Below are 26768 nucleotides of genomic sequence, written 5' to 3' on the forward strand. Positions count from 1 at the left end.
ATGCTAAATGAAAGCCAGCGCCTTTAGACGCCGGCCGGTAGTTTAGGCTTATAGCCTTTGTGCAAACCACCCTTTGGAAGGGTGGTTATGATTTGTTTATAAATCCTTAGAATGGCCTCCCCATAACCATCGCCTGGGACAGCCCATTTTCCATTTAAATCAAGCCATGTTGTAGCGCTGCCGCGTTTAACAAGATCAAACCTTGGATCAATTAAGGGATAGTTTGACGGGATCGCGTCAAGAGAGGCATAGGCAAAAAGATGTTGTATATGTGCTAGGACACCTTCCCTAGGGGTATCAAAGCTGGCACCGGGATGTTCGGGATCGGTAGCACCGATTCCCGCAAAATTGTTTTGCCCTTTTTTTGCAATTCCAGTAAATCGAAAGTAATCTGTTTCCAACAAAGCTTGTGCAAAGGCGATATCACCTTTAATGCCATAATAGGCACCAAAACGTTTATAATACTCTCCAAGTGTATTGGCGTCGGGGTTGACGCGTTTGACAAAATTGTTCATTTGTTCAGGGGTCAATGTTGTCCCGCCCAAAATGTCCTTTCAGGTATCCGTAATGATAAAGGCTTTGATACCGTGCTTTTTAAGTCTCTTAACCTGGTCCTCGGCATTGTCCTTTTTTTCAAAGGCGCCGGCCTGAACGCGGTACCACAATTCACCTGAAATATAGGTAGGGTCTACAAAAGCCTTGATTTCTATGACATCTAAATAATTGACTCTATGTTCCGCATTATCTTTATTTTTGAAGGCCCCCGCTATGACTTTATATAGGGTCTGGTTATTAATAGGCGCTATTTTTGGCTTTAATTTAAATGCTTTCATTAAGCCATTGACATGGCCCTCGGCAACCTTTTGCCGCCATGACGGATCCTTCATTTTTGCTGCATCTCCAGCGTTATCGATGAAACCATTTTCTGTTAACAAAGCAGGCATGATGCTTTCACGTAGTACATGAAAATCCGCCTTCTTTTGCCCGCGGTCAGTTAAGCGATTTAAATCGTTAACCTCGTGGTGAATGATTTCTTGATACCTCTTTGTGATTGAGGCATCGGAGAGACTGTCGTGTATATAATCTTCATATCCGTGAGCACTGCCGTTAAAAGCATTGCAATGAATAGATAAAAAATAATCGGCATCCCAATCATTTGCTTCATTAGTCCGTTGATCAAGGCTGATAAAGTTATCGTCGGTCCGGCTCATTTTCACCGATACATTCTCATAGCCATTTAATAGCCTGCGTATTCTTAGTGCGATATCTAACGTGATATCTTTTTCTTCCAAGCCATGACCTGACGCTCCAGGGTCATTTCCTCCATGACCTGGATCAAGATAAAGTTTGAACATAGGCTCCTCCTTTTAAATCTATTTTTTATATCAATATAATTTATGAGAGAAAAGAAGAGTTTGAAGCGGACAAACAATGGCCATTTAAGCCTATTTTTGCTCTATGTCTTTATCTTCTAAATGTGATTGACTGTCAGATGAATCGTTTGTAATTTCTGCTTTTTTGATATCTTTCACTTCAAATTTATAATCATTTTGGTTTCGAATTTGGATCAACGTTTTATTAATCTCAGTAATTTCCTTGCGAATGCTGCGAAAAATAAACCAAAAGGGAACAGCGATACATAAAATAACGATATATTCCAAGATAATATCCCTCCAACCTAAAACAGGATAGAAATAGTAGCTTAATATAAAATACGGTTATACTCCTCAAAATGATACTAGTGAATGTTACGGTATAAAGCCTTTTTTATAGAAGTAATTAAGAGGAATTAAGCTGGGGATGGTGAAATGATAGTTAACTTATTAGCTTTTCAACGGTCATGTCAGGTCATTTAAATTAATACACTTTTATAAGACGAAAAGCCTTGTTTTGTTGAAGGGAGAAATGATAATGGCGACAAGACCGCCGATGCTGCAGCCCGGGGATACTATTGGCATAGTGACATTGGGCAGTCCGCTCGAGGCAAGTGTGATCAATGCTAGAATAGCTAATTTGAAGAGTATGGGATTCAATGTGGTGCTGGGGCAATATGTCTATGCTGCTGATGGGTTTCTCGCCGGAACTGACGAAGAGCGGGCGAGTGACTTGATGAGTATGTTTGAAAATGATCAGGTGAAAATGATTGTTCCTACAAGAGGAGGAACGGGTGTAGCCGGGATTCTTCCTTATCTTGATTATTCCTTTATTCAGCGAAACCCAAAGATTTTGACGGGATACAGCGATATTACCGTTTTACTGAATACGTTGTATCAATACGCTGATTTAATTACTTTCCAGAGTCTTTTGCTCATTGATTTTGCACCTGATACACCGGCATATAATTTTAGACAGTTTCAGACAGCTGTAGCCTCCTTAATGGCACCCAGACAAATAGAGAATCCTCCGGATATTCCTCAAGTAAGCAGAGTTCCCGGCAATGTGATAGGTCCTATTGTTGGGGGCAATCTGACCTCTTTTATCGGGACATTGGGAACACCTTTTGAAATAGATACGTTGGGGAAAATAATTGTCCTTGAAGAAACCCATGAACCAATTAATACTGTTTACAGGTACTTAAGCCACTTGAAAATGGCCGGGAAATTTGCAGATTGTGTCGGCATTGTCATGGGTGAATGCACAGGATGCCAAGTCTCTTATGGAAAATCCTATGCTGACTTAATCAATGATTTTGTTGTCCCGCTTGGCAAGCCGCTAATGACTGGACTAACAACAGCCCACGGTACTTATAAAGCCGCGATACCAATTGGGGCGATTGCTAATCTTAATACCATGAATAACACCTTTACCGTTCTTGAACCGACGGTGAGTTGAAGGAAGATTTATTTTCTAATCATACTTTGCTTTCTTATCTTGTTTTTTCCGAAAGGCTAGAAATGAGGTCTTCAAGGCGGAGTAGTTGCCGATAGCAGCATAGCCGTAGAAATAACCCATAAAGATCCCGCCAAGCAAATTATGGGGATGGCTGAAAAAAACGGAGACCAAGAGTCCATAAAATACGGCAACAGCAGGAATGAATGGGCTAGGTATAGGAATGATTTTGGTTATTTGGGTTAATATCATAACGATGGGAATAGCTAATACAGCATCCCAAAAATTAGTGTGGATCATAGGGAAATTCATATTTGCTCCAGAGCGGCTTTGTCTTGTCCCTTTATCATGTCCTAACTTTATGTTTTTATCATATTTGGTAAAAAGCCGGCACCTCTTATGATGCCGGACTTATCAATCATTTCATTAAGCCATTACCAGATCAACAGGCCATTTTTCTATGTTAAAAGCCATGTCCCAGAATGCATATTCAAGCTGGCAGCTTTTAATAAAATGCTTCATCATCAGATCCTTTTCGAATTGGGGAGCTGTTTCCGCCCACTTATCCAGTCTTTCACAAAAAACTTCGGTCAAAGGTTTTCGCCCGCGGTCCTCACCATAGAAGCGGATCCACTCATTGAAAGGGTGGCTTGCATCAGGCTGGACTTCCCGAACTAATTTTTTCCCAATTTCCCAATATGTCCAAGGACAAGGGAGCAAAGCAGCGATGGTTTCGCCGAGCGTACCCTGATGGGCTGCCGTTAACATGTGATCAATATAATGATTTGCAGTCGGCGCAAGCTCCTCACCTTGCAATTCCTCATAGGTTACACCAGCAACCTCGCAAAAATTTTGATGCGGATGAATTTCACTATTAAGTATAAACCCGATTTGGCTGTTAAAAAGATTAATATCTTCGCGGGTATCACATTTGGAAATGGCGAGACCATACACCTTCATGAAAGTGTTAAGATACTCGAAATCCTGTTTGACATAATGGACCAGCTGTGCACTTTCCAGGTGTCCTTTTGCGATCCCCTGAACAAATGGGTGATTGAAAATCGCCTCAAAAATTGGATCTGCTTCTTTTCTAAGCTCTTGTGAAAAGGTCATCATAATCTCCTCCTTAGTATTAGGAAGCCGCAGAAAAAGTGAAAAGCCGCCCCAAATGTTGGGAGCGGCTGTGTGGTATGTACAAAATGCTGAAAGCCTGTAAGCACAAGCTAAAAGCAAACCGGCTCCACTTTCCTACGCTGGTATTAACCAGATCAGGTTCCAAGGGATCAAGGCACAAGCCTTATCTCAGCCAAATGGCACCCCTAGTGGACTTCCTATATGATTGACCTTAGATTAAATCAGTTTCAGTCTGATGTCAACCACCATATTTTCAGCAATTCTCAGTCATCTACTTTGTTTTAAAGGTTTACACCAATAAGAGCTTACTGTTATCATAAGATTGTTTAAACGATTAAGCACGAAGAAAAAGAAAGAGGATGAAGCAGGTGGAGAAAGAAGCATGGCTGTTTGTTGATTCTGGAATGAATACACCGGCTTATAACATGGCAATGGATGAAGCGTTGCTTGAGTGGCACAGCAAAGGACTTATCCCGCCGGTTTTGCGATTTTACGGCTGGAATCCTCCCGGGCTGTCAGTCGGTTATTTTCAAAAAGTTCACGGGAAGATCGATCTCGATGCAGTTAAAAGATACGGCTTCAATCTTGTCAGAAGACAAACCGGAGGAAGGGCAGTTCTTCATGACAACGAATTGACTTATAGTGTGATTGTCAATGAGGATCACGATAAAATGCCAAAAAGTGTGACTGAAGCTTACCGTGTCATATCCAAAGGTCTTCTTAACGGGTTTAAGGAATTAGGTATCGAAGCGGATTTTGCGGTCCCTGAGGAAGGAAAGAAAATCGGGCAGACGAATTCAGCGGTTTGTTTTGATGAACCATCATGGTACGAGCTGATTGTCGGAGGCAAAAAGGCTGCCGGGAGCGCCCAAACACGGCAAAAGGGCGTTATTTTACAGCATGGCTCAATTCCGATTGACATCGATGATCAAGTTCTGTTTGATTGTTTTATTTATCCGAACGACAGGGTGAAAGAGCGGGCATTAAAGGGCTTTCAAGGGAAAGCCGCGGCTATCAATGATCTGGCGGGTCGTGATGTTACTTTAGATGAGATTAAGCAAGCCTTTTACAAAGGATTTGAAACAGGATTAGATATCCAATTGGAGCCATATGAACTGAATGAGGATCAACTTAAGGAAATCAAGGAACTGGAAGAAAAGTATCTAACGGATGAGTGGAACTACTCACGCTAAAAGGAGTTGGAGAAATGGCTAAAAAAGAGGAGCACATCAGAAAACCAGATTGGCTAAAAATAAAGCTTAACACGAACAAAGAGTACACCGGGCTTAAGAAGATGATGCGCGAAAAGAAATTACATACCGTTTGTGAGGAAGCGAGATGCCCAAACATCCATGAGTGCTGGGCAACTAGAAAAACGGCGACTTTTATGATTTTAGGCGATGTTTGTACAAGGGGCTGCCGTTTTTGTGCGGTTAAGACCGGGCTGCCGAATGAGCTTGATCGTCAGGAACCGGAAAGGGTTGCTGAATCTGTCGAGATGATGGGCCTGAGACATGCGGTGATCACAGCTGTTGCCCGTGACGATTTGAAGGACGGCGGTGCTGAAATTTTTGCAGAGACAATCCGGGCCATTCGCCGTAAAGTGCCGTTCTGTACGATTGAAGTCCTTCCGTCTGATATGAAGGGTGACGATGAAAGCATCATGACATTAATGGATGCGAAGCCGGATATTTTTAACCATAATATTGAGACTGTCCGCCGCTTGACAAAACGGGTGCGTGCGATTGCTAAATATGACCGCTCACTCCAGCTGCTAAAACGTGTTAAGGAGTTAAGCCCTAATACACCGACAAAATCAAGTATAATGGTCGGATTGGGTGAGACGAAGGAAGAAATCATCCAGGCAATGGATGATCTTCTTGCACACGACGTTGACATTATGACAATCGGTCAATATTTGCAGCCGACGAAGAAGCATTTGAACGTTGAGCGCTATTACCACCCTGATGAATTCGCGGAGCTGAAAGAAATTGCTTTGTCCAAAGGGTTCAGACATTGTGAAGCCGGCCCGCTTGTCCGTTCTTCATATCATGCTGATGAACAGGTTAACGAAGCTGCGCGCGACCGTCAAATGCAAGCAGAACAAAATTAATTTAAAGAAAACTTGCCGATTGGCAAGCCTTTATTAGGCGTAGACAGAGGCTTAGCTGCGACGCACAGGACGTGCTAGTACTGGCGTTGTAACAGGATGTTACGCCTTTAGCCAATGCACTTATGTGCGTCAGAAAGTTTATACTTTCTGACTAACTTAAAGAGACCGCTGGGAAAGAAAACTCCCCGCGGTCTCTTTTTTTGATAGAATGAATATTGAAAGTAACACTGGCGGAAGGGTACGAAGAACGATGATGATATTTTATAAATTATTGGTTGTGATCCATGTGCTTTCTGCAATCATTGGCTTGGGTCCGGGATTTGTTTTTATACCGGTATTGAAATCTGCACAAACGATGAAGGAATTAAAACACGCATATAGAATCACGCGGAAGATGCACCAATTCATTATGGCAGGCGGTTTCCTCTTATTAGCAACAGGTTTATCCATGGGCACGATCAATCCAGGTCTTTTTAAACTGGGCTGGTATGATGTAAGCTTGATCTTGTTCTTTGCGGCACTGGCCATGGGACCAATCATCCTTACCCCTCGCTCAAAGCGAATCAAAAAGCTGATTGAAACTTATGAAGGTGATGATATCCCGGAAACCTACATCATTTTATCCAAAGATATCTTTTTCTGGGAGCGGATACTTAATGTGCTGTTCATTGTTATTATCGTGTTGATGATCACAAAACCTTTTTAAAAAAGGGGGGTGCCGCGGAACAGCCCCATACTCGGCAGGACGCAAAACCCCCGGTGCCGGGTATAATCCCTAATGAACCCCCACCCCTTATTGCCCAAATTGATAAAGACGGTCATAGAAGCTTTCAATGAATTGATAAAAAATTTGCTCGGAAGGCGCAAGCTTCCGATTTTTTGGCGTGATGACACCCACAGACCGTGATACCTCAGGATCACGGATCGGGATGGTGACCACATCCGGGGGTAAATTCCGCGCCGAAACATGCTCGGGGATAAGTGCCACCCCGAATCCGGCAGCAACTAGCCCTTTAATAGTGTCCATATCGTCCCCTTGGAAAGCGATCTTGGGCTTAAAACCCGCTTGTTGACAAGCCTTTAAGACAACCTCCTGTAAGGAAAGTCCTGGACGGAAAGTCACAAATCGCTCCGACTTCAGCTGCTTCAGACTGATCCAAGATTGCTCGGAGAAGGGATGGTCCCTGGGAAGAAGGGTCAGCATTTTCTCAGAAAAGAAAATGTGGCCATCAACGACGGCATGATCAACAGGGACGGGTGCGGCGAAGGCGATATCAATTTCGCCATTTTCTATCAGCCTGATCAAAAATGGAATGGTACCTTGCTGCAATTGGAAGTGAATGCTTGGATGCTCGGCTCGAAATTGTGACAAAACCATTGGAAGGGTTTCAATAGATAAACTAGTTGAAAGACCTAATTTTATGACCCCGGTCTCAGGATTGAGATGCTCCTCAATTTGCTGCTTCGCTTTATCCAATTCCCCCAAAGCGCGTTCCGCATGCTCCATAAACAGTTTTCCCATTTGTGTCAGCTTCACATTACGCCCTTCTCGGGTAAAAAGATTGATCCCCAGTTCGTCTTCAAGGAGTGATATTTGTCTGCTTATTGCTGACTGAGCAACATGCAATGTTTCAGCTGCCCTCGTCACATGTTCAAACTTTGCTACTTCAATGAAATAAAGGATTTGCCGCAGTTCCACAGTACTTTTCTCCAATCGTTCTCATTTTGAGAATGTTTTGTTCTTAATTATATATTGTATAGATTGATACCTGTAAAGTAAAATGGAATTACCTTACTATTCGGAAAAAGTAGTGATGAACTAGCAAGAGAGAAAGGAAGGATGCCCAATGAAGACTTTTAATGAAACGGAGACGCTCGGGCTCTATCGTTCTGAATACGAACATGACGCATGCGGCATCGGCTTTTATGCCGATATTAAAGGCCGCCCATCACATGATATTGTCGTAACAGGTCTTGAGATGCTCAGGAGACTAGAACATAGAGCAGGTAAAGATGCCGAAGGGGAAACGGGTGATGGGGCAGGCGTATTATTGCAAATTCCTCACCGCTATTTCCAGTCCGTCTGCACATTTTCCCTTCCTGAAAAGGGCCAATATGCAGTAGGCATGCTGTTTTTACCGAAGCAGGCATCGCTTCGCACACAAATCTTAGAGGATATGAAACTAGAAATACAGAAAATAGATTTGCCATTTATTGGTGTGAGGGATGTGCCAGTCCGTCCTGAAACCATCGGCTCGCTAGCCAAGGCGGCACAGCCGCATATTTGTCAGGTTTTTATCGGTAATCATAATCACTGCAATGAGGACGATTTTGAAAGAAAACTTTATGTGATACGCAAAAGGCTTGAAAGAAAATATCGGTCGGATATGTATATTGCCAGTCTATCAAGTCAAACGGTTGTCTATAAGGGCATGTTAAAAGCGGAGCAAATTCAGATGTTTTATCCAGATCTTAAAGATGAAAGATTTGCATCAGCACTTGCTTTGATCCATTCCCGGTTCAGCACGAATACGTTTCCGAGCTGGGAAAGGGCTCATCCAAACCGCCTGATTGCCCATAATGGCGAAATTAATACAGTGAGGGGCAATATCAACTGGTTCAATGCAAAAGCAAAGGGATTTTCAACAAGCAAATTTGGTGTCTCTAACGAGGATCTCATGCCAATCATCGATCCTGATGGCAGCGACTCGGCATCATTTGATAATGCCTTGGAATTCTTAACGCTCAGCGGACGCTCACTTCCTCATGCGGTAGCTATGATGGTGCCTGAGCCTTGGGAAGATGATTCTGATATGCCAATCTATCTTAAAAACTTTTATGAGTATCACAGCCGGATCATGGAAGCTTGGGACGGTCCGATGGCGCTGGGCTTTACGAACGGCAGACAAATCGGTGCTGTTTTGGACCGTAACGGTTTGCGGCCGGGCCGGTACTATGTGACTCACGATGATCGTCTTATGTTTTCATCCGAAGTCGGTGTTATAGACATCGAAGACTCACAGGTCAAGGAACGCTGTCATTTAAAGCCTGGCGAGCTTTTGTTAGTCGATACCGAACAGGGGCGTCTTATTCCAAATGATGAATTGAAGCTACTCCTTAGTATGCAAAAGCCATATGCTGATTATCTTCAAGAGTCGGTTATTAGTCCCGATTTATGCCAGAGACCATCGGCAGATCTCCCAAAAGAGCCCAATGAGCTTTTGCGTCAGCAAAAAATAAATGGCTATACCTATGAAGAAGTGATGAAAGTCATCAAACCGATGGCCGAGGAAGCTAAGGAATCCACCGGTTCTATGGGAGTGGACACACCCCTTGCTGTCCTTTCTGAACGGCCTCAGCTGCTTTTTAACTATTTCAAACAATGGTTTTCCCAAGTAACAAATCCGCCGATCGACGCCATAAGGGAAGCCTGTGTTATATCAACAAAAACCTGGCTTGGGACCCAAGAGGACTTGATTCAAGAAGACGGGCAAAGAACAATGCAAATCCAGCTTGACCATCCTTTGTTAGACCCTGAATTGTTCCACTTTGTTCAAAACCAGGGACTGAAAACAGCAACTATTAATATTGGGTTTGATATAAATGAAGGTGAAGCGAGATTGGAAAAGGCGACTGAGGGCCTCTTTAGTGAAGCGGACCAAGCCATATCTGAAGGAGCATCGATCCTCATTTTATCTGATCAACACCTTGCTGAAGGGCGTCTGCCGATGCCATCCCTGCTGGCTGTAGCGGGTCTTCACCACCATTTGGTCAGGCAAGGAACACGAACACAGGTGAGCATTATCGTCGATTCAGGCGAGCCAAGAGATTCGCATCATATGGCAATGCTTATTGGTTATGGCGCTGATGCCATCCATCCTTATTTAGCATTTGAAACTATAGAACGGCTCGTATTGGATCAGCATGTAGACCTTCCTATAAAAGAAGCTGTCAGCCACTATATCACGGCATTAAATGCCGGCGTTGTTAAAGTGATGTCGAAAGTCGGAATTTCAACGATACAAAGCTATCGCGGTGCACAAGCCTTTGAAGCGGTCGGGTTATCGGAACAATTATTGGAGCGGTATTTCACAGGCACTGTTTCCCAAATCAGCGGGATTGGCCTTGAGGAAGTTGCCAAAGAATCCATGATCCGCTGGCAAAAAGCGGCGGAGGATGAGAGGTCACATGATATAACCCTTGAAGCAGGAAGTGACCTGCAATGGCGCAAAGAAGGTGAGCATCACCAGGTCAATCCGAAAGTGATCCATACGCTGCAACAGGCCGCAAGGAAAAACGATAAGGAACTATATAAAAAGTTTGTAAATATGGCAGAGGAAGGCCCGTTTTCAACTGTCCGAAGCTTGCTTGACATCAAAAGCGGGCGAAAAGCCATTTCAATAGATGACGTTGAACCGGTGGAAAAGATTTTTCAAAAGTTTAAAACAGGAGCCATGTCATACGGTGCTCTCAGCAGTGAAGCCCACGAGGCTTTGGCTATAGCGATGAACCGGATTGGCGGGAAAAGCAACAGCGGTGAAGGCGGTGAGGATGTTGACCGTTTTATAAAAGATGAAAATGGTGATGACCGCCGAAGTGCCATCAAACAAGTTGCCTCAGGCAGATTTGGTGTCACGAGCCATTATCTTACTGAAGCTGATGAAATTCAAATTAAAATGGCTCAGGGCGCAAAACCGGGAGAAGGCGGACAATTGCCAAGCAAAAAGGTCTACCCGTGGATCGCCGAAGTCAGAGGTTCAACACCGGGTGTCGGGCTGATTTCACCTCCGCCTCATCACGATATTTATTCGATTGAGGACCTTGCACAACTCATCTATGATTTAAAATGTGCCAATCCAAAAGCGAGAATCAGCGTGAAATTGGTTGCTAAGGCCGGGGTTGGAACGATTGCAGCTGGTGTAGCCAAAGGGCTGGCTGATGTGATTCTGATCAGCGGACATGATGGCGGGACAGGAGCTGCGGCGAAAACAAGCATTAAACACGCGGGACTCCCTTGGGAGCTTGGTTTGGCCGAAGCCCACCAAACCCTGAAGCTTAATGGCTTAAGGGAGCGTGTTGTTCTTGAAGCTGACGGGAAATTAATGACGGGAAAAGATGTTATTATCGCGGCATGCTTAGGGGCTGAGGAATACGGCTTTTCCACAGCACCGCTTGTCGTCCTCGGCTGCTTGATTATGAGGGCTTGCCACCTTGATACATGTCCAGTCGGGATTGCCACCCAAAACCCGGAACTGAGAAAGAAATTCATGGGAAGTCCTGACCATATCGTCAATTACATGACATTTATCGCTGAAGAAATCCGTGAAATATTAGCTGAATGCGGGTATAGATCATTGGACGACATCGTCGGTGAAACGAATGTGCTGAAATTGAGGGACCGTGTAGCGGACCACTGGAAAACCAGGCATCTCAATCTTTCAAATTTACTTTTTAAACCGGAAGATGCTAACCGTGAAAAAGAAGAACAAAACCATGAGCTTGACGCACGGTTTGATTATCGCCATCTTATTCCCGCTTGTCAGCCTTATATTAAGAAAAGTGAACAGGCGGCATTTAAATTTTCTATTGGAAATTCAGACCGTGCCGTTGGAACGTCATTGGGTCATTTTATTACTAAAGTTCATGGTGCAGAGGGGCTCCCAGTAGATACACTCCAACTGTCATTCCAGGGAGCTGCTGGCCAGAGTTTCGGGGCGTTTGTTCCAAAGGGGCTGACGATGTCCTTAGAAGGAGATGCCAATGACTACGTCGGCAAAGGGCTGTCTGGCGGAAAGCTGATCGTCAAACCCGGAAAGGATTGGATGGATCATGAGCATCAGGCCATTATCGGCAATGTCGCCTTTTATGGCGGAACAGCGGGCGAATCCTATATTCGCGGCAGAGCGGGTCAACGTTTTTGTGTTAGAAACAGCGGTGTGAATGCGGTTGTTGAAGGTGTTGGAGACCACGGCTGCGAGTACATGACAGGAGGCCGGGTCGTAATCCTAGGAGAGGTCGGGAAGAACTTTGCAGCGGGTATGTCCGGCGGTATTGCCTATATCTACTCGGATCAGCATTTAACAGGGCAGCTGCTTCCTTTAATCAATCGTGAGCTTGTAACACCTCAGGTTCTGGACAATGAGGATGAAGCGGCAGATCTGTACCATATGATAAGAAACCATTTTACTCATACAGGAAGTCCTAAAGCGAAGAAAATTCTCGGCAATTGGAAAAATGCTGTGGCGGATTTTGTTAAAATCATTCCTCGTGAATACGAAGCCATGCAGGAAACTATCAAAAAGTTGGAAATGAGCGGTATGTCGGAAAAAGAAGCACAAATGACAGCTTTTCAATTAAAGAAAGAAGGGAAATCAGTTGAGGCTCATGATGATGCCTCTTACCAGACGGTTTAACAAATAGATGGAAGGGGGATGACTATGGGAAAACTGACGGGATTTATCGACATCAAACGGGAAAAGCCGCAGGAGATTCATGCCGGCGAAAGAATCAGCCATTGGGAAGAATATTTAATGCCGACGGGTGAGCCTGCCTTAAAGGATCAGGCGGCACGGTGCATGGATTGCGGGACGCCGTTTTGCCAGATGGGCTCAGACCTAGGCCGATCAACAAGCGGATGCCCGCTGTACAATTTAATTCCCGAATGGAATGAGCTCGTTTATCAGGGGAAATGGCATGAGGCCTACCTGCGATTGATTAAAACGAATAATTTTCCGGAATTTACAGCAAGGGCCTGTCCAGCCCCTTGTGAAGGATCATGTACGGCAGGTGTTGTCAGTGAACCTGTCGCGATAAAAAGCATCGAAAGAGCAATCATTGATAAGGCGTTTGAAGAAGGGTGGGCAACGCCCCGAAAGCCATTGAAAAGAACGGGGCTAAAAGCTGCCGTCATTGGATCGGGACCCGCCGGCCTTGCCGCGGCGGATGAGCTGAATCAGGCAGGCTACGATGTGACTGTTTTGGAGCGTGATGACCGGTTTGGCGGCCTGCTTATGTACGGCATTCCCAATATGAAAATTGAAAAAAAGGTTGTTGAACGAAGGATTCGCCTGCTTGAACAAGAAGGTATTCAATTTAAAGGCAACGTAAATGTGGGTGTCGACGTGACGATGGAAGAGCTTCGAAAAATATATGATGCTGTCATCTTATGTACAGGGGCTGGCAAACATCGGGAGCTTGACGTTGAAGGCCGCGGGCTTTCGGGCATCTATCCGGCTATGACTTATCTAACAGGGAGTACCAAACACTTATTGAACGAAGAGAGTGGTGAACCCGCCATTACGGCCAAAGACAAACATGTCATTGTCATCGGCGGCGGTGACACGGGTGCCGATTGTGTTGCTACTGCCCTAAGACAAGGGTGCAAAAGCATCGTTCAGTTTGGCAAGCACGGTGAATTGCCAAAAGAACGCGGAGCTGATAACCCCTGGCCCGAGCCACCGGATGTCTATACTCTTGACTATGCCTATGCTGAAGCAAAAGAAACCTTTGGCTCCGACCCTCGTCAATATCAAATTAACACAACAGAGTTTCTAGGCGATCAAGAGGGTCATGTCAGAGAATTAGGAACGGTTGCTCTTGAGCTTGAAAGCGGCGAGAATGGCAAAAAGCAGTACCGTGAGAATGAATCAAAGAAACAGAATTGGGATGCAGACCTTGTTTTGATTGCAATCGGGTTTGAAGGTGCAGAGGATGATGTCTTTGAGAATATCGGCGTAGAAGCATCTTTCAATCAAATCAAGGCGGATAATAAAACGTATCAAACGAATCTAGACGGCGTTTTCGCAGCGGGTGACGCTAGAAGGGGCCAAAGCTTAATCGTCTGGGCCATTCAAGAAGGCCGTAAAGCAGCCGAATCCGTTGATCGTTATTTGCGCGAAAAGCATTCGAAGAAAAAAGTAGATGTAGGATAAGAGGAAAAAACCCGCCGATCGGCGGGTTTTCTTTAGTTAATCAGAAAGTATAACTTTCTGACGCACATAAGGGCAACTAAGCCTCTGGCTACGCCTATTAAAGGCTTGCCAATCGGCAAGTTTTCTTTATATGCCAGCTTTTAATGAAACACGACGGTTTTGTTGCCGTTAACAAAGACTTTATCATTCAGATAGTAGCGAATCCCCTTAGCGAGGACAATTCTCTCGAGGTCTCTGCCAATCCTTTTTAAATCGCTTACTTGATGGCGATGATCGACTCGGGAGACATCCTGTTCGATAATCGGCCCCTCATCAAGATCCTGAGTGACAAAGTGGGCTGTAGCGCCAATCAGCTTGACACCTCGATCAAACGCCTGTTGGTACGGTTTGCCGCCAATGAAGGCCGGTAAAAAGGAATGGTGGATGTTGATGATTCGATTTTGATAGCGTTCAATCATTTTAGATGGAATAATTTGCATATACCGGGCTAAAACGACGGCATCAGCTTTTCCTTCCAACAACTGCAAATGCTTCTCCTCGGCCTCGTGTAGAGTGGCTTTCGTTACGGGAACATGGTGATACAGAATGCCAAAGGACTCAGCTATCCCGCGCATGTCATTATGGTTGCTGACAATCATGCTAATGTCGGCTTTTAGCTCACCGGTTCGCCAGCGAATCAGCAAATCCTGAAGGCAATGATCTTCCTTAGATACAAAGATCGCAAGCTTCTTGCGGCGGCTGGCATCCCTAATATCCCAGTTCATTGTGAATTTTTGGGCAATGTCTGTAAAATCTGCTTTTAGAAGATTGAGCTTGTCTGAAAGACCGTCTAGGTTAAATTCAAATCGGGCAAAGATCGTCCCGTTATGATAATCGGTTGAAAACTGGTCAACTTTTGCAATATCAGCATTCTTGCCATATAAAAATTGTGAAACCGATGCGATAACCCCGGGTTGATCAGGGCAAGTCAAACGGATAATACCTTTTCCCATTTCTTCTTGATCCATGTTATCACCTGCAATTGATATGACTTTATATATTTAAATTATACCCAATGGCTCCTCCGCAAATCAACTTGGACTGTTTTAACTGACTATTGAATTGGCGTTTTAGTGCGTGAGATCATCGTAGCAAATGGAAGAGAGCTTAGACAGATATACAAACTGCGATTAACGCGTCACTCATTCATTATAGGACTCAGAATCCGCTATTTTCATTAAAGGTGCCCCTTTTTTGATTTTATAGGACTCAGACTACTCAGACTCCGTTAATTGCTCAAATCCCACTCAAATGACCTCTTAAATGACCGAATAACGGAACCACAGTTAACCACAGTCCGATACGATCACAAAATACAGCATATTGCCACAAATAGCGGAATGAGAGTCCGATAAAAATTCTGACAAAATAGGTTAGTGTCTACTTCACGGTGATAAAAACCAAACATGAATTTAAAACAAAACCATCCACGCACAGGTGGCGGGAATGGTTTAAAGTGAATGAAAAAGCTGCTGACCGATGTAACCGCCTTTTTTGATTCCTGGCGGACAGGCGAACACGGCGCTCGAGATATGTGATGTGTATTCATTTAATTTATCGCTTTGCTGCAGTTTTTTTAGCATCGGGATAAATTGCATTTTGATGCTTTGTTGAAATGAGATGAAGAATAACCCGGTATCAAAATAGCCAGTTCTCGGGTCCAGGCCGCTGGAATAAGAATATGCCCTTCTCAGTATTTTTATACCAGTGCTGTGAGCGAGCCTTGTATGTGAATGTGCCGGCAATTTATTCAATGAAATGCTGTCAAATTCGTGTGCTTTCCCTAAGGGGGCACCGCTTTTCTTTTCCCTGCCGAACGTTGCCTCTTGCTCTTTAAGTGATGTACGGTCCCAAACTTCGGTAAACATGCGGATCTTACGGACGGCCATATAAGAGCCGCCCTTCATCCATGACGGACCACCCGAATCTGACGCCCACACATACTTGTTAAGGCCCACTCCCGCTTGGGTGTCCTTATTCGCGGTCCCATCCTTAAAGCCGAAAAGATTCCGCGGTGTCTCTCCATTAGGCGAGCTTAAGAAACCCTCTTGCATATAGCGCATGATGACTGACCCGGTAGCCACTCTCATCAGGTTGCGGACAGCATGCATGGCAACGATCGGATCATCAGAGCACGCCTGGATGCAGATATCACCGCCAGATATCTCCTTTTGTAACTCATCCCTAGGCATATGAGGAATAGGGACAAGCTCATCCGGTTGCTTGACAGCAATGCCAAAACGGTCAACACCATCTTTTTTGAACAGTGTCGGGCCAAAGCCAAAGGTAATCGTCAGGTTCGAAGGGGAAAGACCAAAGGCCTCCCCGGTGTCATCGGGAGGCATGTAGACATTTGGATGCTTCTCACCCACGGTCTCCCCTTTAGTCATATCTGCACTATATTTAGTCCATGTTTTAAGCAATGCCTTCAGATCACTTCGCTTGCTTGCTGTAACATCAAATGCTGCAAAACATATATATTGCTGTTGCGCTGTGGCAATCCCGGCTTGGTTCCGTCCATAAAAGGGGACGATGTCGGCAGGCACTTTGTGATCTCCTGCAGCTTTGGAATGATCATAAACATCCGTGAGTGAGACAAGCGCCCCCATGCCGCTCATACCGATCGCAAGACCAGTCCCGGCAGCGGCTGACATTTTAAGCATTTCTCTGCGGCTAATACCTGATGACTTTTCTAATTCCTCCATATCTTCGTGATGACCGCGTTTCTCATGATGTTTTGACATAACTTTTCCCCCGCTAGCTTAATAGTTTCGCAACCTTTGACAACGATTCTGATAAGGCATTTAATTGCTGGCTGATCGTACGTGTGTCTTTTTTATCTAATTGGTTGTATAGAACGTAGCTCCCGTCTTTTTGATACTTTTGTAATGTCTCATTCAAATCTTTAAATTGTTCACTAATCGCCGCGGCAAGATCGGCATCCTTCTCTTTGAGCGGAACTTTTGCAAGGTCGAAAATAACTTTGGATCCTTCTGCATTTGCAGCCAGATCCACCAAATCAATGTGTGAGTAACGCTCCTCTTCACCGGTGATTTTAGAAATGGACGCTTCATTAAGCAGTTCAACAGCACCCGCGATCACCTGTGCCGGTTCAAGTTTAATGGTATTAACCTTTTCATCTAACGCCTTAACATCGCTCATGAGCTGCTTCGCGTATTTCTCTTGTCCTCTGACAGAATGCTTGACCCAAATGGCTTTTTCGATCTCGTGGAAACCAGTCCATTTTGAAGGATCGGCCACATCGTTTTCTCGGGCATCAATCTTTGGATCAAGCTCACCCAGGCTTTCTGCAATCGGTTCAATTCTTTCATAATATGTTCGGGCTTCAGGATAGACCTTTTTGGCTTTGTCAATGTTGCCACGGGTGACTGCATCCGTGAATGCTTTGGTAGCCGATACTAAACTTTTGGTTTGGTCCTTAATATACACATGATAGTCGCGGACGACTTTATTAAGAGCGGTGCTGCTTTGATTCTTGTTATCCGGTTTGTATGTCTTTAATTTATTTAACTGCTTAACTAAATTTTCTTTGAGATCAGATAAAGTTTTATCATCAAGCGGTTCAACCTTTGTCCCGGCAACGAGCGGTGTTAAATATTTTTCGACCTCATTATAGAGCATTGGCGCTGTTTTTCGGACTTTATTTTCAAAGGAAAACCATGTTTGGTTGAGCGCATCACCAACCTCTTTGGCTTGCCTGGCATCTTTATCCTTGATCGCTTTTGATAGGTTCTGAGACTGTGATAACATTTTTTCTGCGCCCTGCTTTACAGCATCTTTCTTTTCAGCATGGGCTTCATTTGTTTTCTTTGCTTCCTTTGTTTCCTTTGTTTGCGCGCTGTCAGCTTGACACCCCGCAAGCAATGAAAAGGCAAACAGGATTGATGATGTTATAAGTATGGCTGATCGTTTCAATTTGCGATCTCCTCTCGTTGTTCGGCTGCTTTATTTTTTATATTTTTAATGAAAGTATAGATTATAAGGGCCAATGCGCCAGCAACGAGCAGCAACTGCGGCACAGCACTGTACCATGATGGGTAAAAGCTCAGGAGGCTGATGCTTGGCAGGGACATATCCACTTTTGACGGAATAATGCCGGCCAACTGAAGGCCATGAATGCCCGACCCGGTAAATTTAACACACAGATAAAAGACGATCAGACTTGAAAGGACGAAAAACGGTTTCATCGGAATTCTTACACCGATTTTAATATAGATCAATGCGATGACAGCCAGTGTGCCAAGACCTAGTCCAATACCTAATAATAGATTCAGCGGTGTCATGTGCTGGACAAGCCCAATAAGAAATAGAACAGTTTCGGTTCCTTCCCGGAAGACAGCTAGAAAAGCCAGCAGGGCAAAGGAAAACATCTTTCCTGTTCCAAGGGCAGCCTCGCTTTTATCTCGGATATATTGTGTCCAGTTGCTAATATGTGATTGGCGGTGCAGCCAATAGCTGACATAAAGCAGCATGGCAGCCGCGATGACGCCCGTCCAGCCCACAATAAGAAAATTATTATCACCGAAGGAAATGGATGAAAAAACGAAGGTAACAATAAGTGCTAATATGATGCTCGCGAGTATTGCAGTACTGACACCGCCGATTATCCACTTTCTGGCTTTTGGCCGATTTGACTTCTTAGAGAAGGAGAGAAGTGCGCCAACAACAAGCAATGCTTCTAATCCCTCCCTGATTGGGATCAATGCGGCATCCCAAATGCTGTATCCCTTTTGCGCGGCCAAGGGTTTCAAGTCATTGATCATCTGGTTTGTCAGTTTCAATGCTTTATCTGTGTTGGGCTGATTGGCTTTAAGTAAGGCTGATACAGTCACCATATCGCGTTCAGTGCTGTCATACACGCTTTTGGATTTACTGACAACATTGCCTTCAACACTGAGCCAAGTTGATTTTACTTCAGCCATTTTTTCACTTGCTTCTTGTACGTTATTACTTTCAATCAGTGACTTTGTATTGGTTAGGAGTGCGATAAAGTCAGTAAGGCTGACGTTTTTCTTAATATTGTTGCCTGAAGCATATCGGCCGTCGATGAATTTTTCATTCGCGGCTTTAAGGCTTTTAAGGGCGTTAACCGCTGACCCAGCCTTGTTTTGCATAAAGGAGAAGGAAACCTGCCCCATTTTCTCTTCAATATCCGCATAGGCCTCGCTCGATGACTCTCTTACACCATCCTCAATCTTATACCAGCGATCATTGAACTTCTGGTACGATGATTTGGCTTGATCAAGCTTATTTTCCCCGGCAAGCTTGATCGCTTGATCAATAAATGCCTCCGCTTTTGCCACGTCAGAGGTGGCTGTTGATGATGCTGCATAGGTGGAAACAGGGGTGGCAAGCGCTATGTAAAGTAGGGTTACTAAAGTTAGCGAAAGAGCGAACATCTTTTTTATCATCATGGTTGACCTCCAAACATTTGATAATGAGAATCATTTTCATTATCGGTTAGGGACGAGCTATTGTCAATTAGTTTTCGGATATTTCTTTAAAAAAGGAGCGTCAATAAAAAGTGCGGGTTAATCTTGACTAATGATAATGACAATGTCATCAATTAAACTTAGAAAGTCATAAGCTAAAAAAGAGAGAAGTATGATTTTTGGAGGGGGAATAACGATTGCGAGTCAGGGATATAAAAAGGGATGCGAGAGCGGCATTAAAAGGCCAGTGGGGCTTTGCCGTTTTGGTGTCATTTTTGGCGCTTTTTATTTACTCCGCGGTGCCTATTGTTATTGAAAGCATAATAAGCGGAGGGTTTTGGGATTTTATTTATGATGAGACGGCTTTATCGGCAGCCTTAGGTTACATTTTACCGATTTTCCTGTTTCCGATTTTAATGGGCCATTATTGGGTGTATCTGAGCATGGTACGGAGGGAAAATGTTGAAGTGAAAGGTATATTTAAGCCATTTACAACATCGCTGCAATACTGGAAGTCAGTCGGTGTTTCTTTTTTGGTTAACATATATATCATGCTTTGGATGTTGTTATTCATCATACCCGGTATTATTAAGGGCATTGCTTATTCTCAGGTATATTTCATTTTGAAGGATCACCCTGATATACAAGTCAATGATGCGGTTACCATGAGCAGAAGGATGATGGATGGCTATAAAGGCAAGTATTTTCTCATGCAGTTAAGTTTTATCGGCTGGTGGATATTATCCATATTAACACTTGGCATTGGTCTATTTTGGCTGGTACCATATATTATGGCATCAACCGCCAGTTTCTATGAAAATCTTAAGCTAGAATCGGAAAAAGAGATTTAGGATTAAGTCTTGCTAACCACAATATATTGTGGTAACTTGAGAGAAGTATTATCAATATATGGTGTTTTGCAAATATAATATTGATCGCGAATAAAGGTGTCCATTTTGGACTTAATAGGGAATCCGGTAGAAAGCCGGAACTGTCCCCGCAACTGTAAATGTGGACGAAATGAGAGGACCACTGTACAGATTTCCGCTGTCAGGCGACTGTATGGGAAGGCTCAGAGTAGATGGAAGCATAAGTCAGTAGACCTGCCTTTTTTTCGCAGTTTTCTATTCTTCGGGGGTTGAGAGATGGAAACGGCACGGCAGAACTTTTTGCTGTCTTCAGTCACTCGTGTCGTTTTTAGCTCATCCTCGAAGGATGAGCTTTTTCTAATTAAGGGAGGCATTTCGCGTGACAACACTTTCACCTTCACAAGACTTTATATCAGATGTTCTAAGCCAATTAAAAGCAGCTTATCCGGGACAAGACATGGAGGAAGTTATTGAAAAAACAGAAAACCAGCTTCGGCACCATTCATCCGCAGAGGAAAAGGATTTTGTCCACATGCTGCTGCTTAATATACTGGAAAGGGTATCTATTGAGGAACCTGACTGGACTTTTTCGGCGGCCTTTGTCTGGCTGAAAGCTCTTTATTCCGAAGCCGCACATCACCGCGGGACTTCACCAGAAAAAGGCTACAGGAAATTTTATGATTTGATTGTTGCACTTTCGAAAATAGGCATCTACAGCAAGGAAATTCTAGCTTCTTATACAAAAGAGGAGATTGACGATCTTGGGGCTAATATTACTCCAGAGAGAGATTTATTATTTACATACATAGGCTTGCGGACATTAAGTGATAGGTATTTGGCGACATCACATAGCGGCGATTTATATGAGCTGCCCCAAGAGAGGTTCATGATCATCGCGATGACCCTAATGAAAAATGAGCCATATGACAAAAGGCTCTCCCTTGTCAAAGAAGCGTATTGGGCGCTGTCCAACTTGTATATGACCGTAGCAACACCTACCCTGGCCAATGCAGGAAAGTCTTATGGCCAATTAAGCTCTTGTTTTATTGATACGGTGGATGACAGCTTGCGCGGGATTTTTGATTCCAACACTGATATTGCGACATTGTCGAAAAACGGCGGGGGAATTGGCGTCTATTTGGGTAAGATCCGCTCAAGAGGGGCAATGATCAAAGGATTTAAAGGGGTATCCTCAGGCATTCTGCCCTGGATGAAGCAATTGAATAATACTGCTGTTTCCGTCGATCAACTCGGTCAGCGCCAGGGAGCTATAGCCGTTTATCTTGATTGCTGGCATAAGGATATTTTTCATTTCCTGGATGCTAAGCTTAATAACGGTGATGAGCGTTATCGCACACATGATTTATTTACGGGTGTCTCAATCCCGGATCTTTTTATGGAAAAGGTTAAAGCAAGAGAGGCATGGTACCTTTTTGATCCTCATGAGGTAAGGCAGGTCATGGGCTTTTCACTTGAAGACTTCTATGATGAGGCACAAGGTGCGGGAAGTTTCAGAGAAAAATATATGGCTTGCGCGGCGAATCCGCTGCTGTCAAAGGAAGAGGTGCCTGCCATTGATATTTTCAAACGGATCTTACGGTCGCAGCTTGAAACAGGAACACCGTACATGTTTTACCGCGATACGGCGAACCGCTCGAATCCTAACAAACATCAAGGGATGATCTATGCAAGCAACCTTTGTACGGAAATCATGCAAAACATGTCATCCACAACTGTTATTGAGGAAGAAATTGAAGACGGGACGATTCATGTTACGAAAAAGCCGGGTGATTTCGTTGTCTGTAATCTATCATCTATTTCCTTGGCTCGTGCGGTGCGGGCTGGTGTGCTTGAGCGCTTAGTTCCGATTCAAATGAGAATGCTGGATAACGTGATTGATATCAATGACATTGAGGTCAAGCAGGCTTCAATGACTAATAAAAAATACCGGGCCGTCGGACTTGGCACCTTTGGCTGGCACCATTTGCTGGCATTAAAAGAGATAAGCTGGGAAAGCGATGAAGCCGTGAACTATGCTGATGAACTCTATGAATCCATCAATTACTTGGTTATAAAAGCAAGCATGGAACTGGCAAAAGAAAAGGGGGCTTACCCATTATTTTCGGGTTCAGACTGGTCTACCGGCGCTTATTTTGATAATCATGGCTATGATTCTGCCAATTGGAAGGCGTTAAGAGAGGATGTCAGAAGCTATGGCATGCGCAATGGTTATCTCATGGCAGTGGCACCGAATTCATCGACAGCGATCATTGCCGGATCAACAGCCTCAATCGACCCGATTTTCAGCAAGTCATATTCCGAGGAAAAAAAGAATTATAAGATCCCGGTTACTGCACCGGATTTAACGCCGCAAACGACGTGGTATTATAAATCGGCCTTCCATATTGATCAAACGTGGAGCATCCGGCAAAATGCCGCACGTCAGCGTCATGTCGACCAATCAATTTCTTTTAACCTCTATGTACAACATAATATTAAGGCCAAGGCGCTGTTGGATATGCATCTTTCAGCATGGCAAAATGGTCTAAAAACAACCTATTACACGAGGTCAACCTCTGTAGAAATAGAAGATTGCGAGAGCTGTGAAAGTTAAAGGATGAATCAAAAAGTCCGGGAAGAATAGCTGTCGAATCTCTTTGTTGGCTTGTTTTTCCGCTGCTCACGTATCATTTATATACGTTCCGCGGCTCAAAACTTCGCCGCCTGGACATTCTCGGCTCTTTTTGTCCTCCTTTTTGAATAAAATTATAAGTAGGTGAGAGTACTGATGACAAAATTAGAACAGCGAAAATTATATGACCCCAAGGCCCCGAATGCATCAACGGGAATCATCAATGGCCAAAGCTCGAATGTATTGAATTGGGATGATACCCGGTTTAAATGGGCGTACAGCCTTTATAAAACAATGCTTGCCAACTTTTGGACACCATTCGAGATCAATATGTCGAATGATATCAAACAATATAAAAGCAGTCTTTCAGATAAAGAGAGGGATACGTTTAATAAGGTTATTGGCTTGCTTGCGTTTCTTGACTCTGTCCAAACCGATTACTCTCATAGAATAGCGGAATATCTGACAGATTCAAGCTTGTCAGCACTTATGACAGTCTTATCGTTCCAAGAGGTTGTTCATAATCAGAGTTATTCGTATGTGCTGTCCAGTGTAACAACAAAGCAAAAACAGGATGAGATCTTTGAATATTGGAAGCATGATCCCGTTCTAAGGGAAAGAAATGATTTTATTGTTGCGGGCTATCAGGAGTTTGTCGACAACCCAAATCCAGAGACATTTCTCAAATCAATCGTCTATGATGTCATTCTTGAGGGCTTGAATTTCTATTCAGGATTTGCCTTCTTTTACAATCTGGCAAGAAATCAAAAAATGGTCGGCACATCGACAATGATTAATTATATTAATCGTGACGAGCACCAGCATGTCAGGTTGTTTACAGAGATTTTTAAGGAAACCCTAAAAGAGAATCCCCATCTTAATACTGAGGAATTAAAAGGGTTTGCCGTTCAAAGCTTTCGGCAAGCTGCGGAGCTTGAAATCAACTGGGGGCGTTATATTATTGGGGACGATATACAGGGGATCGGGAGCGCTGAGCTCGCGGATTATATTAAATTCATGGCTAATATTCAAATGAAAAAGCTCGGTTACCAAGAAAAACCATTCCCTGAAGCGCCGGCAAAGAATCCTTTGCGCTGGATCAAGGCCTATCAAGATGTTAATATGGGAAAGAGTGATTTCTTTGAACAAAAATCCCGCCAATATACCAAAGTGACAGATGATAACGGCTTTGACGAGCTTTAAAATATAACACAGGGAACAGCTATTTTTCCCGGACTTTTTGAACAACCTCTATAAAGAATTGTATGAAAACTTTCACATAATTAATGATGTCTTATCCTAATTCGTTGTACAATAGAATCAGCCCATTTAAAAAGGAGTTCGAGGATTTATGCCGATGTGGTTGAGAAAGGGACTTGTAGGTTTAGTTGCCGTACTAACCTTCGGAATGATCGTCCCGACGTCATATATCCATACCGAAACAAAACCTTCAAGAGAAAGCATCCAAGAGCCTGGCAGCGACATTCCACCGCTTAAAGTAACTGAGGAATTGTCCAATACCGAGACCGAGTCCCGAAATGAAGAGGCTGATGATGATGATCTGTCTTGGCGTGATATCGCGGGTTCTTTTTATGCGAAGGACGAGCTTATGCCTGCGCTGCAATCCTTTGCCATGAAAGAGGCTGAGATGCAAGGTATGCAAAAGTTCGGCTCTGTCATATCAAGTCAAATCGGCGATGCCTATCAGAGCGATATAGTTCCTAAATTTGGGGAAGCGGTCACCGCAGCCGCTAATAAGGCAAATGTGGATGTACTTAGGAATTTAGAAGTGAGCCGCGATCCCGCCTCAGGCTTGGGTGAACGGATTCTGCACCTTTATGACGGCAATACCGGCAAGGAACTGATCAAATTTCATGTTAGACGGGATCACCCGCCTCTTGATGGCTATTGGTTTAATTTTCATTACCATACTCATGAAGACGGCTTTCAATCTCACCACGAACTCGGCAAAATCTATTGGGATAAAAACACACCGCCGCATTGGATGGCGTAAAGAAGCAAAGTGGAAAGACATCGACCACATCTATGGCCGATGTCTTCTTTAATGTGGTCATCATTCTCAACTCTCCTCTTCATCATCGAAGACATCATCCAACATATGATCAATATCATCGACATCGTTGAAGACCTCTGATTCATCGCTTTCAGATATGTCGCCGTCTTGTTCATCATCATCTTCATCGTCTTCTTCGTATTCAAGATCATCGATGCTAAAAATATCTTCGGCATCTAATACTTCTTGCATTTTGTCCGCCATCAATTCTTTTATCCATTTGTTATTATCTAAGTCAGACGCGCTGCTTGTATCAAAGTGGGAACCGTCATTTACAAGCGATCTTATCCCATCTATCTGATTATTATCTCCGCTAATGGAACCGAATCCTTGTGTATGTTTTTTAAAGTTTTGAAATCCCGTAGGAAAGTTATTCCCCACATTCACACAAGAGGCCCCTTCGACAGTATGAATATTTAACGTATTGATCACAAAGTTTTGATCAAAATTTGGCCGCATAAAAGCCTCCTTTCCCGAGTCGCTTGAAGGATCGGCTGGCGCTGTTCGGATGGTCATGAGTTGTTATGATCCAAGCGCTTGACAACGCCTTGTTCACCATTCATGAATTCATTTTTATTTCCAATTAATGACCCAAATCCATCGTTCACTTTCTTCACGTTTCGCCACCCCATTGGCGTATTATCCCCGGAAAAAATAGCAGAGCTTTGCTTAACTTCCGCCACCTTTATGTTTTTAACATGCATTTTCATCGGAAGTCCTCCTTTTCCACTAAAAAGGCCTGATATAAGTATTTTTATTCGATTTGGTTTATACATATTCTTTGAACTAAAGTCCGCTTTAGGATATTAGCCTATGTTATTCCCATGAAAAAGGTGAAAAAGGACAGTTTCCGAGTTTAAGCACTTTTTTCCCCCATAAGCATATTATGATTTGAGATATATAGGCTCACCCCTTGATAAAGATATGTAAGTGAATAGGAGGGATTTTCATGCACCAGGATGATGACATGTTCGAGAAATTTTTTCAACAAAATAATTTTCCAAATCCGTTTGATCCTGAAGGATTCGGCAAATTTATTCATGAGCAGATCAAAAATGCCATGCCGGACAATGGAGAGGCTATGGGTCAATCATGGAAAGATTCCCCTTCTTATGGAAACCGGAACGGGGGCCAGGGTAACACCGGTATGTCGGGGCAGCTACAATCACAAAATACCGCTGGAACGCCTGCGAAGCGTAAAGGAACCACTTCCGGATTCGGGCGGTCAACAAATATAGCAAAGTCACCAAATCCGCCGAATCCAACAAATAACCAGCAGCAATCATTAAATTATCAGGGTTTTGAAACGCATGATGAATTTATTTTCAGGGTGCAGATTCCAGATGATGTAAAGCATCAACCCAAAAACATGTATCTGAATAGCCACGAAGTATCTCTCGTTGGCCGTGACCCGAAGGTCCCTTTACTGCAAACCCAATTACCAAAACCTGTTGAACCTGAACAAACGAAATATCGCTTCCAGCATGGTGTACTAGAGATCAAATTGGTTAAAAAGCCCCATGAACCAACGAGTGAAATCAATTTATCTAATTTATTCAGACCAAACTAAGCGTTGGGGAGGTCGTGATTCAAAGAGGGGAATAAGCATATTTTTTTACTAAGATCCATAGAGACTCACAGGGGCGAATCTTATGAATAAACTAACATAACACAGCGAAGGAGAGGTAACCTCA

Annotated in this window: 23 protein-coding genes and 2 riboswitches; of the genes, 11 read left to right on the plus strand and 12 right to left on the minus strand. The window is 43.7% G+C overall.

Annotated elements, in window-relative coordinates:
- Positions 1 to 23 precede the first annotated feature (23 nt).
- From EV207_RS23185 to EV207_RS18395, 3 genes are all read right to left on the minus strand, one after another.
- Positions 24 to 530: a glucosaminidase domain-containing protein gene (locus EV207_RS23185; protein ID WP_165887006.1), complete on the minus strand. Its 507-nt coding sequence runs from the start codon at positions 528 to 530 to the stop codon at positions 24 to 26.
- Between the two features lie 24 nt (positions 531 to 554).
- The gene (locus EV207_RS23190) at positions 555 to 1355 is read right to left on the minus strand and encodes an N-acetylmuramoyl-L-alanine amidase (protein ID WP_165887007.1); all 801 of its coding nucleotides are present in this window, start codon (positions 1353 to 1355) and stop codon (positions 555 to 557) included.
- A 90-nt stretch (positions 1356 to 1445) separates the two neighbouring features.
- Positions 1446 to 1661, minus strand: coding sequence for a hypothetical protein (locus EV207_RS18395; RefSeq protein WP_132747619.1), 216 nt, complete (start codon positions 1659 to 1661; stop codon positions 1446 to 1448).
- A gap of 250 nt (positions 1662 to 1911) precedes the next feature.
- Between EV207_RS18395 and EV207_RS18400 the strand changes: the two genes are divergently transcribed.
- A complete protein-coding gene (locus tag EV207_RS18400; protein WP_132747620.1) occupies positions 1912 to 2832 on the plus strand; it encodes a S66 peptidase family protein in 921 nt (306 codons plus the stop codon).
- A 15-nt stretch (positions 2833 to 2847) separates the two neighbouring features.
- On the opposite strand, the gene EV207_RS18405 is transcribed toward EV207_RS18400, so the two are convergent.
- Both EV207_RS18405 and tenA read right to left on the minus strand, forming a co-directional pair.
- Entirely contained in the window at positions 2848 to 3141 is a 294-nt protein-coding gene (locus tag EV207_RS18405) for a hypothetical protein (RefSeq protein ID WP_132747621.1), read from the minus strand.
- 114 nt (positions 3142 to 3255) lie between these two features.
- Positions 3256 to 3942 carry a thiaminase II gene (tenA, locus tag EV207_RS18410; protein ID WP_132747651.1) on the minus strand — a complete coding sequence of 229 codons (687 nt, stop codon included), beginning with the start codon at positions 3940 to 3942 and terminating at the stop codon, positions 3256 to 3258.
- Positions 3943 to 4057: 115 nt separating this feature from the next.
- A riboswitch (TPP riboswitch) is annotated at positions 4058 to 4160 on the minus strand.
- 171 nt (positions 4161 to 4331) lie between these two features.
- On the opposite strand from tenA, the gene EV207_RS18415 reads away from it, so the two are divergent.
- From EV207_RS18415 to EV207_RS18425, 3 genes are all read left to right on the plus strand, one after another.
- A complete protein-coding gene (locus EV207_RS18415; RefSeq protein ID WP_132747622.1) occupies positions 4332 to 5156 on the plus strand; it encodes a lipoate--protein ligase family protein in 825 nt (274 codons plus the stop codon).
- A 14-nt stretch (positions 5157 to 5170) separates the two neighbouring features.
- Positions 5171 to 6076 (plus strand): lipoyl synthase, encoded by a 906-nt coding sequence (lipA, locus tag EV207_RS18420; RefSeq protein WP_132747623.1) that lies wholly within the window; start codon positions 5171 to 5173, stop codon positions 6074 to 6076.
- Between the two features lie 250 nt (positions 6077 to 6326).
- A complete protein-coding gene (locus tag EV207_RS18425; RefSeq protein ID WP_341539811.1) occupies positions 6327 to 6782 on the plus strand; it encodes a DUF2269 family protein in 456 nt (151 codons plus the stop codon).
- A gap of 87 nt (positions 6783 to 6869) precedes the next feature.
- On the opposite strand, the gene gltC is transcribed toward EV207_RS18425, so the two are convergent.
- Entirely contained in the window at positions 6870 to 7775 is a 906-nt protein-coding gene (gltC, locus tag EV207_RS18430; RefSeq protein WP_132747624.1) for a glutamate biosynthesis transcriptional regulator GltC, read from the minus strand.
- Between the two features lie 148 nt (positions 7776 to 7923).
- Here gltC and gltB point away from each other — a divergent pair, with 148 nt between their 5' ends.
- Positions 7924 to 12489 (plus strand): glutamate synthase large subunit, encoded by a 4566-nt coding sequence (gene gltB / locus EV207_RS18435; RefSeq protein WP_132747625.1) that lies wholly within the window; start codon positions 7924 to 7926, stop codon positions 12487 to 12489.
- 24 nt (positions 12490 to 12513) lie between these two features.
- A complete protein-coding gene (locus EV207_RS18440) occupies positions 12514 to 14007 on the plus strand; it encodes a glutamate synthase subunit beta (protein WP_132747626.1) in 1494 nt (497 codons plus the stop codon).
- A gap of 140 nt (positions 14008 to 14147) precedes the next feature.
- Here EV207_RS18440 and purU read toward each other — a convergent pair whose 3' ends face one another.
- The 4 genes from purU to EV207_RS18460 all read right to left on the minus strand — a co-directional run bounded on the left by purU (position 14148) and on the right by EV207_RS18460 (position 19481).
- Positions 14148 to 15014 (minus strand): formyltetrahydrofolate deformylase, encoded by an 867-nt coding sequence (gene purU / locus EV207_RS18445; protein ID WP_132747627.1) that lies wholly within the window; start codon positions 15012 to 15014, stop codon positions 14148 to 14150.
- 483 nt (positions 15015 to 15497) lie between these two features.
- Entirely contained in the window at positions 15498 to 16790 is a 1293-nt protein-coding gene (gene efeB / locus EV207_RS18450; RefSeq protein ID WP_243647145.1) for an iron uptake transporter deferrochelatase/peroxidase subunit, read from the minus strand.
- Between the two features lie 13 nt (positions 16791 to 16803).
- Positions 16804 to 17982: an iron uptake system protein EfeO gene (gene efeO / locus EV207_RS18455; protein WP_132747628.1), complete on the minus strand. Its 1179-nt coding sequence runs from the start codon at positions 17980 to 17982 to the stop codon at positions 16804 to 16806.
- A complete protein-coding gene (locus tag EV207_RS18460) occupies positions 17979 to 19481 on the minus strand; it encodes an FTR1 family iron permease (RefSeq protein ID WP_243647146.1) in 1503 nt (500 codons plus the stop codon). The genes efeO and EV207_RS18460 overlap by 4 nt, the downstream gene beginning before the upstream one ends.
- A 215-nt stretch (positions 19482 to 19696) precedes the next feature.
- On the opposite strand from EV207_RS18460, the gene EV207_RS18465 reads away from it, so the two are divergent.
- The 4 genes from EV207_RS18465 to EV207_RS18480 all read left to right on the plus strand — a co-directional run bounded on the left by EV207_RS18465 (position 19697) and on the right by EV207_RS18480 (position 25014).
- The gene (locus EV207_RS18465; RefSeq protein ID WP_132747629.1) at positions 19697 to 20350 is read left to right on the plus strand and encodes a DUF975 family protein; all 654 of its coding nucleotides are present in this window, start codon (positions 19697 to 19699) and stop codon (positions 20348 to 20350) included.
- A 78-nt stretch (positions 20351 to 20428) separates the two neighbouring features.
- A riboswitch (cobalamin riboswitch) is annotated at positions 20429 to 20624 on the plus strand.
- 123 nt (positions 20625 to 20747) lie between these two features.
- Positions 20748 to 22982, plus strand: a complete 2235-nt coding sequence (locus tag EV207_RS18470; protein WP_132747630.1) for a ribonucleoside-diphosphate reductase subunit alpha — start codon at positions 20748 to 20750, stop codon at positions 22980 to 22982.
- Between the two features lie 174 nt (positions 22983 to 23156).
- Entirely contained in the window at positions 23157 to 24203 is a 1047-nt protein-coding gene (locus EV207_RS18475; protein WP_132747631.1) for a ribonucleotide-diphosphate reductase subunit beta, read from the plus strand.
- 148 nt (positions 24204 to 24351) lie between these two features.
- Positions 24352 to 25014, plus strand: coding sequence for a YpjP family protein (locus EV207_RS18480; protein ID WP_132747632.1), 663 nt, complete (start codon positions 24352 to 24354; stop codon positions 25012 to 25014).
- A gap of 66 nt (positions 25015 to 25080) precedes the next feature.
- Here the strand turns inward: EV207_RS18480 and EV207_RS23285 are convergent, their stop codons facing one another.
- Both EV207_RS23285 and EV207_RS18490 read right to left on the minus strand, forming a co-directional pair.
- Positions 25081 to 25533, minus strand: coding sequence for a hypothetical protein (locus tag EV207_RS23285; protein WP_207902971.1), 453 nt, complete (start codon positions 25531 to 25533; stop codon positions 25081 to 25083).
- 53 nt (positions 25534 to 25586) lie between these two features.
- Entirely contained in the window at positions 25587 to 25784 is a 198-nt protein-coding gene (locus tag EV207_RS18490; protein ID WP_132747633.1) for a hypothetical protein, read from the minus strand.
- A 239-nt stretch (positions 25785 to 26023) separates the two neighbouring features.
- On the opposite strand from EV207_RS18490, the gene EV207_RS18495 reads away from it, so the two are divergent.
- Entirely contained in the window at positions 26024 to 26644 is a 621-nt protein-coding gene (locus tag EV207_RS18495) for an Hsp20/alpha crystallin family protein (RefSeq protein WP_132747634.1), read from the plus strand.
- The last annotated feature ends 124 nt before the right edge of the window (positions 26645 to 26768 follow it).

Origin of the sequence: Scopulibacillus darangshiensis (genome assembly GCF_004341035.1) — a bacterium.
GTDB lineage: Bacteria > Bacillota > Bacilli > Bacillales > Sporolactobacillaceae > Scopulibacillus > Scopulibacillus darangshiensis.